Raw genomic sequence first — 12,767 nt, 5'->3', positions numbered from 1 at the left:
GTATAATAAAATCATCTATGGTACAGGAGTGTGTTATTTAAATGAGTAAAGGGAACGGCTTTTTCAGCAATCTGAAAAAATCCACAAAAATAACCGTTGTATCGTGCTGCTGTTTTATAGCACTTGCGGCGGCGATCCTTACTTTCTTTGTATTTTTCCCCGTTACGCCTTCGGAAAAGGTGATATCCAGCTTCGGACGCGAAAAGGTCATTAAAGGAGACAATACCGCAACAACAGTTACTACAGCTGTTACGACTACGCTTAACGATATAAAGGTGGTAAAGGGTACGCGTACAGCTACCACTGTTTCAAAGACCACAAGGACAAACTACACCATAAAGGTAACTTCGGGCTCGCGCTATTTCGTGGATCAGAGGATACCCACAGGCGTTTACCCGAATGAGTACTTCGTTCCCACTACAAAGACAACTGCCTCTGCTCCCGCAGGCGGAAGTTCAACTGTAACCACAGGCGCAGGCGGCGCTGCAGGAAACGTAACAGGTTCGGGCAGCGGCGGCTCGGGTTCGGGCGCAGGTACAGGAGCTGAAACTCCCGTAGTAACTCCCCCCGATAACGGTACAGGCGGCGGCGCAGGTACAGGGACCGAGACTCCCGTGGTAACTCCCCCCGATAACGGTACAGGCGGCGCAGGTACAGGAGCTGAGACTCCCGTGGTAACTCCGCCCGATACAGGCGCAGGCGGCGGTGCTGCAACAGGCGGCGAAACAGCGGCTCCTGCAGCAGCTGCGGAATAAATACAATAAAGGCGTAAGGAAATGTTGGTTTCTTTACGCCTTTTTCTCAATAATCAACTAATATCAACGGAGGTACTGCATGAATACTGACTTTACTGTTGTTGTCCCCGCACATAACGAAGAAAAATACATCGGAAAATGTCTCCGCGCGGTGAGGAGCGCTGCAAAGTACGTAGCTCCCGACAATGTGGAGATAATAGTAGTGGCGAACCGCTGCACCGACCATACTGCCGCTATCGCTGAAAGGTACGGCGCGAAAGTTCTCACAAACGAAGAAAAGTGCATTGCTGCTGTGCGGAACGCAGGTGTGAGAGCTGCAAAGGGGCGTATCATCGTCACTGTCGACGCGGACAGCCTTATGACCAAGTACTCCCTTGCTGAGATAAGGTCCATGCTGGAAAGCCGCAAATACGTTGGCGGCGGAACAAATCCCAAATTCGACAGAATGTCGCTGGGTATAGCAGCTTCCACGCTGTATGTCGCGTTAAATCTTATCCCCGTCATGGTGAAGAACGGCGGCTATCTCAGCGGAGCAATGTTCTGGTTCTGCAAGAGGGACTTCGACGCCATAGGCGGCTTCGATGAGAGCCTTGTGAGCCTTGAGGATATGGACTTCGCAAAGCGCCTGAAAGCTCACGGCAGGAAGAGCGGCAGAAAGTACGGGACTCTGAAAAAGTCCTACGTCACCACCTCTGCAAGAAAGTTCGACGAATTCGGCGACTGGTACCTCATCAGGAACCGCAGGCTCACCAAGCGCATCTTCACGGGCAGAGACCGCCAGGCTGCCGACCAGTTCTACTACGACGTCAGATAAAAACGGACTTTTCACTGTCCGCGATACTTACATAGGAAGTAAAAATCTCTTACATGAGTATCATAGACGGTGAAAAGTCCGACTTCATCAGAACACCGCTTTTTTTATCATATCCAGTTCTTCGAGGGAGATACAATTTGGTATATCCTCGTACTTCATTATGGACAGGAGCTCGTCTATCTCCGCCCAGCAGACTTCCGAGACCTCTGAGGACTGCAAAGTAAGGTCCTCGATATTAATGGGTTCACGGCAAATATAGACAGCCACGAGCTCGTTGTCGCGGATATCGCCTTTTGAGTACTCCGCCCTTTTCAGACCTATGAACTCCAGCTGGCTGCGTCCGATATCGAGGCCGAGCTCCTCACGGACTTCTTTCAGGGCTGTATAGCGGAACTCGTCCCCCTGTGAGACATGGCCTGCCGCCGAAACGTCGAAGCAGTCGGGGTTGATGTCCTTATTGTGGGCGCGTTTCTGCAGGAGCACGAAAACTCCCATATCGCGGCGCTTTATCATCCATATATGCACCGTCGGGTGGAGCTCGCCGTCCCTGTGGACCAGTGAACGGGGCTTGCTCTCGGAGGTTATCCTTGCACGGTCGTCGATGATGTTCAGGAACTCGTCGGAAATGAACTCAACGTTTATTTCCTTGTCGTTCTCGGCAGCTTCCGCAAAAACAGCCTTTATCTCGTCGATTGTACCGTTTTCTGTCTCCTCGTCGGAAATATATATCTTGTATGAGGCAGGAGAGCCCTTTTCGGCAACAGCTCCTGCAAGTGTGAATTTGTCAGCGACCTCGGGCCGTTGCAGTTTTTTCGCAGTCTCCTCGTAGAGCTTGTCCTCGGTGGCGAGTCTGCTCAGAAAAATCTCAACATCTTCCATACTAATCTCCATTTATATAAAATTCCCTTGATTTGCCTTTATTCCGCGGTATTCATTATATACCCACAGAGCCGAAATGTCAAGTCCTTTTGCAAAATTCAGCAAATTTTAGTCTGTTTTTTTGTCATTATGCAGGATACTGACCGTATTGACAAGGCGGAGAGGGTGTTATATAATATTTTTATATAAATTCAGAGGAGGCGTACTGCCATGAAATACTATATGCCGACAAAACTTTACAGCGAAAGCGGCTGTATCGGAAAGCACTCCGCGGAGCTTGCCGCTCTCGGATCCCATGCGCTCATCATTACGGGAAAGAGCTCCTCAAAGCTCAACGGCTCCCTCGACGACGTGATATCGGCTCTTGAAAGCCGTTCCGTGAAGTACACCATATTCGACAGAGTCGAGGAAAATCCCTCGGTCGGGACTGTCATGGCTGCACGGGACGAAGGTCTTGCCTGCGGAGCTGACTTCGTTATCGGTATCGGCGGCGGTTCGCCTCTTGACGCGGCAAAGGCTGCCGCTCTCATGATGAAGAACAGGGAGAAAACGTGGGAGTTCCTCTACGAGACCGTTCCTGCGGAAGCTCTTCCCCTTGCCGCAGTTCCCACCACCTGCGGAACAGGCTCGGAGGTCACGGGAGTTGCCGTGCTCACGCGCCATGACATGAGGACAAAGCTCTCGGCGAAGCATAAGGTATTCCCCGACATAGCCCTTATCGACGGGAAGTACCTGCTGAAAGCACCGCGGAAGATAATAGTCAATACCGCCGTTGACGCCCTTGCTCACCTGATAGAAAGCGCCGTAAACGCCTGTGCGGACGTTTACAGCGATATGTCGGTATTTTCGGGACTTTCCCTGTGGCGCAGGTGCCGTCCGTACATCGAGGGTGCGGAGGAGCTTACTGCGGAGGGAGCGCAGCTTCTCATGGATACTGCGGCTGCGGCAGGAATATCCATTGCTCAGACAGGCACCACTGTCCCCCATTCCCTGAGCTATATGCTCACCTACAATGCAGGGATTCCCCACGGTGCGGCTGTGGGAGCTTTTCAGAGCAAGTACCTGAAATACGCGGAGAAAGAGCGCAGGAACGCAGTCCTCAGCGCCGCAGGCTTCACGGACACGGACGAAATGGGTGAGTTCATAGCCGCACTTGCTCCTGTTTCCTGTGACAGGGAGCTCCTTGAAAGGTCAGCCGAAGCGGTAATGCAGAACAAGGCAAAGCTTGCTCTCTGCCCCTACGAAGTTACCCCTGCAATTATGGCAGACATAATAGAGCTAAGAACTAAGAGCTAAGAGCTGAGAATTTAGAGCTGAGGGCTGAGAATTAAGAGCTAAGTGATCAGTGCTTAGCATTATCAATTATACATTGAAGAAGCTCGGGGAGTTCGCTGAATTTCCTGAGCTTTGGTGTTTCCTGAGCTATTTTTCCGAAGCCGTAGGCGGCATGGATAAACTCCAGCCCTGCCTCCATAGTGGCGTCGTAGTCGCCCTGTATATCCCCTACGTACCAGGCTCTGTCAAGTCCGTTGCGCTTTGCAAGCAGCGCTATGTTTTCGCCCTTTCCCTTGAGGTTGTTGCCGTAGCACTCGATGTCGTCAAAGTACTTCCCGAAGCCGTAATGCTCCAGGAATGCCTCTATATAGCCGCTCTGACAGTTGCTCACTATGTAGAGGGAGAACTTCCTGCCAAGACGTTTCAGCGTCTTTTCCAGGTCGGGATAGAGGACTCCCCCGTGTTTCAGGAGGTACTCGTTCTCATACTCGCCGCACTTCTGAAGGAGGTCGTAGCGCTCCTCCTCAGGCAGGTCGCCGAAGAGGATATCAGCTATCCTGTCCATAGTCAGCCCCATTACGCCCATTATGTCCTCTTTGGTTATTTCGGGGCGGTCGTAGCCCAGCTGCCTGACCTTTTCAGTCCACGAAGCCGCTACGTTTGCGGACGAGTCCCAGAGAGTTCCGTCCATATCGAAGATAAGTCCTGTTTTCATTTTCCCTCCACCATTCTTGCGTATATTTCATTGAGCTGCACCCTGTCGTGCTTTATCTCGTCGAGTATGGTTATCCTGCCCGTTCTGACAGTCCTTGCTTTCAGCCACATATCCGCGAACATCTCCTCGGAAATGCCGTAGGACTGCGGATTTATGTCCAGTCCGTAGGTGCTGAAGAAGCCGAGAAGTCCGTCTATGCTCTGCCCCTGGAATATGCAGGCAGGGATAGTTCCCAGTGCAACTCCCATACCGTGGGATATTTTGATATCGGGGTAGTATTCCTCGATAGCATGGGCAAAAAGGTGCTCGCTGCCGCTGCAGGGGCGCGACGAGCCTGCTATCTCCATAGCAAGTCCGCCCATGACGAGAGCACGGGACAGTATCCTTATGAAAACGCGGCTCTTCATGTTCTTTTCGTCGCAGTGATAGACCGAATCATAGCTCATTCTGCTGAGGGCATAGGCGAAGTCGTCCACCTGTGTGCCTGTCTTTGCCGCGGAGAGCTTCCAGTCGTAGAGAGCCGTGTGCTTTGCGATTGTATCGCCTATTCCCGAGAGAGTCTGCCCCTCGGGAGCATTGATTATCATATTGGTATCAACTATTATAGCCGTAGGTATCTTGCAGGAAATGGTCTTTCGTGCAGCTCCCACGGTCTCCAGCACCGAGAACGGCGACGCAAGGGAGTCGTTGCTGAGCGAGGTGGGCATACAGATATAGACCGCCTTGCTGATATGTGCGGCGTATTTCGCAGTATCAAGGACTCTTCCGCCGCCTATGCCGATTATCACCTTTATGTCCTCGATGCAGACCTTCTTCGCTATGGCAACTGCCTCGTCAAAGCTTGCGCTCTTCATGGCAACTATCTCGGCATTGCCGAAATCACGGCTTATATCGGTTATCTTCTCCCTGTAGATACCGATGAGGAACTCCTCCGACACCACTATGGTCTTCTGACCGATCATGTCGGGGATATAGCGCCTGATTATCTCGTCCGAATGGAAAAAAGCGTCCTCCTCCACTGCAAGGCAGATGGGAAGATTGAATCTTGTATGCTGGTTCATAATTTACACCCCTTTTAATTAAGATCTAAGAGCTAAGAGCTAAGAGCTAAGAGTTTAGAGTTTGAGGTTATTTATTGGAGCTCTTGGCTTTGGTAAAACAAAAAGGCGGCTCAGTTTTGCTGAACCGCGCTGGCGTCCCAAAGAGGAGTCGAACCTCCGGCCTACTGCTTAGGAGGCAGTCGCTCTATCCTACTGAGCTATTGGGACAAGTCTAAATAATATTTTAACACATATTTCTCCCCATTGCAAGTGTTATATATATATTTTATTTATTTAACAATGTAACAAGGCTCTTAGTTCTTAGTTCTTCATCACATAAGGCGCGGGACGCCGAGGGTGACTCCCTGTTGTACAGGGAGATGTCAGCGGAGCTGACAGAGGGTCGCGGCGCCTGTTGGTCGGCGTCCCCTACAAGTTCTTAGTTCTTAGCTCTTAATTCTCAGCTCTTAGCTCTTAGTTCTATGCCGCCGTCGGCAAGTGCTGCAATCGCCGCAGCAGCTCCCCTTTTTCTTCTGCTTTATGAGGCTCCGCACCGCAAGAACAAGTCCTGCGGCTATGCAGAGCAGTATAACTATATCGAATACGTTCATGTCAGTTCACTCCCAGAGCCATGCATATCAGCCTTACGACAAGAGCTGCCGACCATGCCACGGTACACTGGAAAATCACCACGGTGAAAGCCCACTTTTTGCCGAGCTCGCGCTTTACGGCTGCTATTGCCGCTACACAGGGCGTATACAGCAGGCTGAACACAAGGAGCGAAGCCGCTCCTGCGGTGGTGAGAGCTGCTCCCACGTTGCCCGAGAAGAGGACTTCAAGGGTGGAGACCACGCTTTCCTTCGCCATGAATCCCGTGATAAGGGAAGTCACTATGCGCCAGTCGCCAAGTCCCACAGGTCTGAACACGGGCTCCAGAAGTCCTGCAACTGCCGCGAGGATACTGTCCTCCGAGTCGCTGACCATGTTGAAGTCAAAGCTGAAATTCTGCATGAACCACACTATCACAGTTGCGATAAGTATTACCGAGAAAGCCCTCTGCAGGAAGTCCTTCGCCTTTTCCCACAGGAGCTGCACTACGTTTTTCAGGCTCGGCATACGGTAATTGGGGAGCTCCATGACAAAGGGAACGGCTTCTCCGCGGAAAATGGTCTTTCTGTAGAGCAGAGCCGTGACGATACCCATGAGTATGCCCAGTATGTACAGTCCTGCCATGATGAGACCGCCCCGTTTCGGGAAGAAAGCGCTGACGAAAAAGGCGTAGATAGGCAGTTTCGCCGTACAGCTCACAAAGGGCGTCAGGAGTATGGTCATTTTTCGGTCTCTCTCGCTGGGGAGAGTCCTCGTGGACATTACCGCAGGCACCGTACAGCCGAAGCCTATGAGCAGCGGAACTATGCTTCTGCCCGAAAGTCCTATCTTTCGCAGGAGCTTATCCATGACAAATGCCACACGGGCTATGTAGCCGCTGTCCTCAAGGAGGGACAGGAAGAAGAACAGCGTCACGATGACGGGCAGGAAGCTGAGAACGCTTCCCACGCCTGCAAATATGCCGTCTATGACGAGACTGTGTATGGTGTCGTTTATGCCCAAGTCCACAAGGAGCCTGTCGGCAGCTCCCGTAAACCAGTCAACAGCTTTTTCGAGAAGTCCCTGGAGCCATGCGCCTATGACGTTGAAGGTCAGCAGGAATACCAGTATCATGATACCGAGAAAGGCAGGTATCGCCGTGTACTTTCCCGTGAGGAACCTGTCTGCGCGGCGGCTTCGTATAGTCTCGCGGCTCTCGTGGGGCTTGGTGACGGTCTCGTCGCATATCCTGCGTATGAAAGCGAAGCGCATATCCGCAACGGCGGCGCTCCTGTCGAGACCTCTCTCCTTTTCCATCTGACTGATGATGTGCTCCAGCATTTCCTTCTCGTTATCGTCCAGCCGGAGCTGTTCCAGTATGAGCCTGTCTCCCTCCACGAGCTTGCTTGCAGCGAACCTGACGGGTACTCCTGCGTCCCTTGCGTGGTCGTCTATAAGAGCTATTATACCGTGGAGACAGCGGTGTACAGCGCCGTTCTTGTGCCTCTCGTCGCAGAGGTCCTGCTGAACGGGGCGCTCCTGATAGTGGGCGATATGGAGAGCGTGGTCTATGAGCTCGTCAACGCCCTTGTTCTTCGAGGCGGAAATAGGCACCACAGGCACTCCGAGGAGCTGTTCCATTGCGTTTATGTCTACGGAGCCGCCGTTTCCGCTTACCTCGTCCATCATGTTCAGAGCAACTACCATTGGGATATTCATTTCAAGGAGCTGCATGGTGAGGTAGAGGTTTCTCTCGATGTTCATGGCGTCAACGATGTTTATGATAGCCCTCGGCTTGTTGTCGAGGACGAAGTTTCGCGAAACTATCTCCTCGCTGCTGTATGGCGACATGGAGTAGATACCGGGCAGGTCCGTCACAAGGGTATTGGGATAGCCCTTTATGGGACCGTCCTTTCTGTCCACGGTAACTCCGGGGAAGTTTCCCACGTGCTGATTGGAGCCCGTCAGGCGGTTGAACAGGGTGGTCTTGCCGCAGTTCTGATTGCCTACGAGTGCGAATGTGAGCTGTTCATCGTCGGGAAGAGGGTCTCCGTCGCCCTTTGCGTGGAAGATACCGCCCTCGCCGAGTCCCGGGTGGTGAGTTTTCGGCTTTTTCTTCTTTGCGGCGGCAGAAGCGGTCTTTTCGCTCAGGGGCGTGACCTCTATCCTGTCCGCGTCCGCAAGGCGCAGGGTCAGCGAGTACCCGTGTATCTCCAGTTCCATAGGGTCTCCCATCGGAGCAAGTTTCAGCAGGGTAACTTCCGCACCGGGTATAACTCCCATGTCAAGGAAGTGCTGCCTGAGAGCTCCCTCGCCGCCCACTCTGTCTATAACAGCGGACTCGCCGGGTTTCAGTTCCTTCAGTGTCATATTATTCCTTCTTTCATCTTTCTGTTATCATTATATAACTTTGACGTTCATAAGTCAAGTCCAAATGGAGCAATTGAGAGCTAAGAGCTAAGAATTAAGCACTGAAAAATTTTTTTTATTTTCTGTTACACTTTCATGCTGCTCTTGCGTTATTATAAGTGAGGGCTCCCCCAAAGCCCCCGAAAATTTATTTAAAAGGAGTTAAAAATCATGAAAAACGTAATCAGAAAGATCGCGGCAGCTGCTATGGCTTTTACTATCATCGGTACCGGTACAGCTGTAACAAAATATGTCGCACCACAGCTTGACAACTCAATCGTTGCTTCGGCAAAAAAAGAAAAAACAGAGACTTTTCTCAATATTGCCGGAAACAATGCCCAAGTTGCATGCTATCCGGGAGTAAACTCACGAGTTGCACCCAGTATGAAAGCAAAACCCAAAAAGACCTATTATCAGGGTGAAATTTTTCAGATTAAAAGAAATAAAAAAGGCGAAATTACTGTTATATCAGACGATCATTATGACTGGGTAGTGACAACAAGCGGATATTATGTTCCCGCAAGATACCATTACAACTACGTTTGATAATACGCCTGGTAAAAGGATAAATAACTCATAAAAGCTGATTTTCAGTGAATAAGCAACTTGCATAGGGGGTGGAAGATACAAGTACAACTACGTTTGATAATACGCCTTATAAAAGAGGATATATAATTAATAAAAGCTGATTTTCAGTGAACAGCAACTTGCAAAGGGGCGGATTTTATCCGTCCCTTTAACTTTGACACACATTCCCTGTTCTCACTTTCTCACTTTCTCACTTTCTCACTTTCTCACTTTCTCACTTTCTCACTTTCTCACTTACATAAAGCACTATACTTTAATGATTTAAATCGACATACTGAGAATGTGAGAATGTGAGAAACTTTTTATTCCAGTTGCCAATACCATATTCTTTCTTCATTCAATGTCCTGATATGCATTTCTGATTTGACTTTTCTGAGTATGGGGGACGTTATCCCTATATTCTCCGCCTTTTCAGTCAGTGCTTTCACGGGTTTTGCTTCGCCGCCGCCCAGCTCCGACATAAGGAACTGCCTTGCGAGGTCGGTCTGCTTGGGCTGTACGGGAGCTATCCCCATGAGGACATTTTCGGGGTCAGCCTCGCACTCCCCCTCGTAGGTGAAGCTGTTGTTCTCGCCCATTCTGAACGCCACGGGCTTGCCCTCTTTCGCAAGGGAGCTCTTTATCTGCATGACTATGCGCCTGTCCTCGTCCCTCTTGTCCCTTGCAACCAGCAGGACGCTTCGGGCGGCGGCAGTCAGGTCGATAGAGCCGAGACCGCGGTAAGCCGCCTTGGTTCCCATATTCTTGTTCATGTGACCGATGAGTATCACCGCACAGCCGTACTGCTCCGCCATATTGGCGAGGTAGCTCATGACGGGACGTATGGAGTTTGCCCTGTGCATATCCACGTCGGCTCCGAGATAAGCCTGCAACGGGTCGAGTATGACCAGTCTTGCATTTGTGAGCCTGAGAGCTTCTTCGAGCCGCCCGTCGGTGATAGTCAGAGGGTAGGAGCTCTCGTCAACGCCGCTGATATAGCCGCAGTCCGCGTCTGCCGCAAGGAGTCTCGGCTTGATAGTGTCCGCGAGACCGTCCTCGGCAGTCTGAAACAGCACCGATGTGGGGAAGAGTTCCTCGCCTGTAAGGGGGTCGGTCTTTTCGCCCGTGACAGTTCTGCCCCTTGTGAGAGCGGCGGCTATGTTCAGTGCAAGAGTGGTCTTGCCCTCGCCGGGGTCTCCCTGAATGATAGTGACCTTGCCGTAGGGAATGTACGGGTACCACAGCCATTCCGTCCTGACTTCCCTGATATGAGCCATGTTGTATATGCCTTTTTTTTCCATTGTGAAGTTACCTCCCGAAAAAGTTTTTTCACAAGTGGGTCGGAAAAGCCCCTTATTAAACACAAAACCGTTTAATATCGCGAGTTCCCCTCATATTTTGCACCTCAGGTGCAGTTATGGAGCCGCTAACCGTTAGCTCTTAGTTCTTAGCTCTTAATTTACTATTTGACTTTAGGGAACGACTGTGATATAATGGAAAGGTAAAAATTAAATCCAATGGAGGTCACTCAAAATGGGAATGTTTGACAAGCTTATAGCAAACCTTAAATCCAGCAAGAAAACAATAGTCTTCACAGAGGGCAGCGATCCCCGTATCCTCTCCGCAGCCGACAGACTTATCAAGGAAAACCTCATGGGAGTTATCCTCTGCGGCAACGTTGACGAAGTTAAGGCAGCTGCAAAGAACGGCGGCTTCAATATCGACAGCGCAGAGATACTCGACCCTGCTACATATCCTGAAATGGACGCTCTCGTAGCTCAGATGGTAGAGCTCAGAAAGGGCAAGATGACTGAGGAGGAGTGCCGTGCAGCTCTTGCAAAGTCCAATTACTTCGGAACCATGCTCGTAAAGGCAGGCAAGGCAGACGCTCTTCTCGGCGGCGCGACCTACTCCACAGCCGATACGGTAAGACCTGCACTCCAGATAATCAAGACCAAGAAGGGCTCAAACCTCGTAAGCTCTTCATTCATACTCTTCCGCGAAAAGGACGGCAAGGAAGAGAAGATAGCAATGGGCGACTGCGCTATCAACCTCGGCTACACCGACAGACTCGACAAGGACGGCAACGTAGTCCTCTCCGCTGCAAGACAGCTTGCAGAAGTAGCTGTTGAGACTGCAAAGACTGCTGATTTCTTCGGTATCGACCCTAAGGTAGCAGTTCTCAGCTTCTCCACATACGGCTCGGGCAAGGGCGGAACAGTTCAGCTCAGCCACGACGCAGTCATCGAGGCAAGAAACATCGACCCGAACCTCGTTATCGACGGTGAGTTCCAGTTCGACGCAGCAGTTTCCGCAGAAGTTGCAAAGACAAAGTGCCCTGACTCAAAGGTGGCAGGACAGGCAAACACATTCATCTTCCCTCTCATCGAGGCAGGAAACATCGGCTACAAGATAGCTCAGAGACTCGGCGGATACGAGGCTTACGGACCTATCCTCCAGGGACTTAACGCTCCTATCAACGACCTTTCAAGAGGCTGCAACGCTGACGAGGTCTACAAAATGGCTATCATCACCGCAGGTATGGCATAAGCGCGTGGTTAGTTTTTTGCAAGGGCGGTCGGATAATATCCGCCCTGCCGAATAAACAAAAAGGGACTGCTCCGAAAGCAGTCCTTTTTTTATAACTATACACCACATGAGCGTTAACAGCTCCGAAGCATTCACTGGCAACCGGCTCGCTAACGACTTGCTATCATCGCCTGTATCTCCCGTATCGAGCAGCGGTAATCACCGTCGCCGCTGCGCTTGTAAGTCCCCGTGAAGGGACTGCCGTTGATGTAGACGGGCTTGTCGGAGGTACTTGCTTTCGGCACGGTTATAGAGATGATATGCTTGCCGTCAACTTCTCTTATCTTCACGTCCTCCTCGCTGAGTATGTTCACGCTGACCTTTCTCGGGTCGTTGATTATGTCCCAGAAGTCCTTCACAAGCCATTCGGGGTCGGGCAGGTCCACAGCATGGAGCGACCTGTCGTCAAGCTCCTCGACTCCGAGGAGGATAATGCCACCCAGAGTGTTGGCAAAAGCGGAATATGTCTCCCACAGACTTACGGGAAGTCCGCCTATAGCTTTTTTGGCTTCTATCCTGTTGTTTTCCCTGTACTTTTCCAGGTGCCCGAGGTCTATCATATGAAGTCCCATTAACTTATACCTTTTTTAACGCAGCAGTCGCTGCGATTTTCAGCACTGTATCAATAACAGCCTGTTCTCCCTCCGTGAGCTCCTGAGCCATGACCTCAACTATAGCCAGTTCGCGCATAGGCAGGATATCGGGGGTCTTGTCGACCCAGAACCTGTATTTGACAAGATCGCCGCTTACCAGTTTGAGTATCATTATGCTTGTCCTGTAAATGTCGGGCTCATATTTCTCGCGGACCTTGTCTATTATTATGGTCGGAAGCAAAGCCATCGGCGCATAAACGCCCAAACCCTTTACCACAGAAGATCAACTCCTTTCAGACAGCTGTTTTGCAGTCGCGTACAGCTTTTCGTTCACTTCCCCGTTATAAAAAGCTGACGTTTCCTTAATAATATTATATCATATTTGCAATAATATTTGTGAACATTCTGCAAATAATGTATACAAATTTTCAGAATATCTTTAGGAGAATATGCATAACACCCCAACAATAACTCTAAGCTCTTAGTTCTTATCTCTTCATCACGTAAGGCGCGGGACGCCGGGGGTGACTCCCTGTTGTACAG

Annotated in this window: 13 protein-coding genes and 1 tRNA gene; 5 read left to right on the top strand and 9 right to left on the bottom strand. The window is 50.8% G+C overall.

What is annotated here, in order from left to right:
* The first annotated feature begins 41 nt into the window (after positions 1-41).
* Both IKW96_RS10080 and IKW96_RS10075 read left to right on the top strand, forming a co-directional pair.
* Complete coding sequence (locus tag IKW96_RS10080; RefSeq protein WP_296574022.1) at positions 42-755, top strand: hypothetical protein; 714 nt, start codon at positions 42-44, stop codon at positions 753-755.
* Between the two features lie 79 nt (positions 756-834).
* Positions 835-1,569, top strand: coding sequence for a glycosyltransferase (locus tag IKW96_RS10075; RefSeq protein WP_296574019.1), 735 nt, complete (start codon positions 835-837; stop codon positions 1,567-1,569).
* Between the two features lie 87 nt (positions 1,570-1,656).
* On the opposite strand, the gene IKW96_RS10070 is transcribed toward IKW96_RS10075, so the two are convergent.
* Positions 1,657-2,448 carry an NUDIX domain-containing protein gene (locus IKW96_RS10070; protein WP_296574016.1) on the bottom strand — a complete coding sequence of 264 codons (792 nt, stop codon included), beginning with the start codon at positions 2,446-2,448 and terminating at the stop codon, positions 1,657-1,659.
* Positions 2,449-2,658: 210 nt separating this feature from the next.
* On the opposite strand from IKW96_RS10070, the gene IKW96_RS10065 reads away from it, so the two are divergent.
* Positions 2,659-3,744 carry an iron-containing alcohol dehydrogenase family protein gene (locus tag IKW96_RS10065; RefSeq protein WP_296574013.1) on the top strand — a complete coding sequence of 362 codons (1,086 nt, stop codon included), beginning with the start codon at positions 2,659-2,661 and terminating at the stop codon, positions 3,742-3,744.
* 46 nt (positions 3,745-3,790) lie between these two features.
* On the opposite strand, the gene IKW96_RS10060 is transcribed toward IKW96_RS10065, so the two are convergent.
* From IKW96_RS10060 to feoB, 5 genes are all read right to left on the bottom strand, one after another.
* A complete protein-coding gene (locus IKW96_RS10060) occupies positions 3,791-4,438 on the bottom strand; it encodes an HAD family hydrolase (RefSeq protein WP_296574010.1) in 648 nt (215 codons plus the stop codon).
* A complete protein-coding gene (locus tag IKW96_RS10055; protein WP_296574007.1) occupies positions 4,435-5,499 on the bottom strand; it encodes an iron-containing alcohol dehydrogenase family protein in 1,065 nt (354 codons plus the stop codon). The genes IKW96_RS10060 and IKW96_RS10055 overlap by 4 nt, the downstream gene beginning before the upstream one ends.
* Before the next feature lie 130 nt (positions 5,500-5,629).
* Positions 5,630-5,706: transfer RNA gene (locus IKW96_RS10050), tRNA-Arg, on the bottom strand.
* Positions 5,707-5,945: 239 nt separating this feature from the next.
* Positions 5,946-6,089 (bottom strand): FeoB-associated Cys-rich membrane protein, encoded by a 144-nt coding sequence (locus IKW96_RS10045; protein WP_296574004.1) that lies wholly within the window; start codon positions 6,087-6,089, stop codon positions 5,946-5,948.
* Between the two features lies 1 nt (position 6,090).
* Complete coding sequence (gene feoB / locus IKW96_RS10040; protein WP_296574001.1) at positions 6,091-8,436, bottom strand: ferrous iron transport protein B; 2,346 nt, start codon at positions 8,434-8,436, stop codon at positions 6,091-6,093.
* Between the two features lie 210 nt (positions 8,437-8,646).
* On the opposite strand from feoB, the gene IKW96_RS10035 reads away from it, so the two are divergent.
* Positions 8,647-9,021, top strand: a complete 375-nt coding sequence (locus IKW96_RS10035; RefSeq protein ID WP_296573997.1) for a hypothetical protein — start codon at positions 8,647-8,649, stop codon at positions 9,019-9,021.
* Between the two features lie 344 nt (positions 9,022-9,365).
* On the opposite strand, the gene IKW96_RS10030 is transcribed toward IKW96_RS10035, so the two are convergent.
* A complete protein-coding gene (locus tag IKW96_RS10030; RefSeq protein WP_296573995.1) occupies positions 9,366-10,343 on the bottom strand; it encodes an AAA family ATPase in 978 nt (325 codons plus the stop codon).
* A 232-nt stretch (positions 10,344-10,575) separates the two neighbouring features.
* Between IKW96_RS10030 and pta the strand changes: the two genes are divergently transcribed.
* Positions 10,576-11,592, top strand: a complete 1,017-nt coding sequence (gene pta / locus IKW96_RS10025; protein ID WP_296573993.1) for a phosphate acetyltransferase — start codon at positions 10,576-10,578, stop codon at positions 11,590-11,592.
* 149 nt (positions 11,593-11,741) lie between these two features.
* On the opposite strand, the gene IKW96_RS10020 is transcribed toward pta, so the two are convergent.
* Both IKW96_RS10020 and IKW96_RS10015 read right to left on the bottom strand, forming a co-directional pair.
* The gene (locus tag IKW96_RS10020) at positions 11,742-12,203 is read right to left on the bottom strand and encodes a helix-turn-helix domain-containing protein (RefSeq protein ID WP_296573992.1); all 462 of its coding nucleotides are present in this window, start codon (positions 12,201-12,203) and stop codon (positions 11,742-11,744) included.
* Positions 12,204-12,207: 4 nt separating this feature from the next.
* A complete protein-coding gene (locus tag IKW96_RS10015) occupies positions 12,208-12,501 on the bottom strand; it encodes a hypothetical protein (RefSeq protein ID WP_296573990.1) in 294 nt (97 codons plus the stop codon).
* Positions 12,502-12,767: the final 266 nt, after the last annotated feature.

It is taken from the genome of Ruminococcus sp., from assembly GCF_017549005.1.
In the GTDB taxonomy this organism is placed as follows: Bacteria; Bacillota; Clostridia; order Oscillospirales; family Ruminococcaceae; genus Ruminococcus.
Note: the sequence above shows the minus strand (reverse complement) of the source record. Positions and strands in the feature narration are given on the sequence as shown.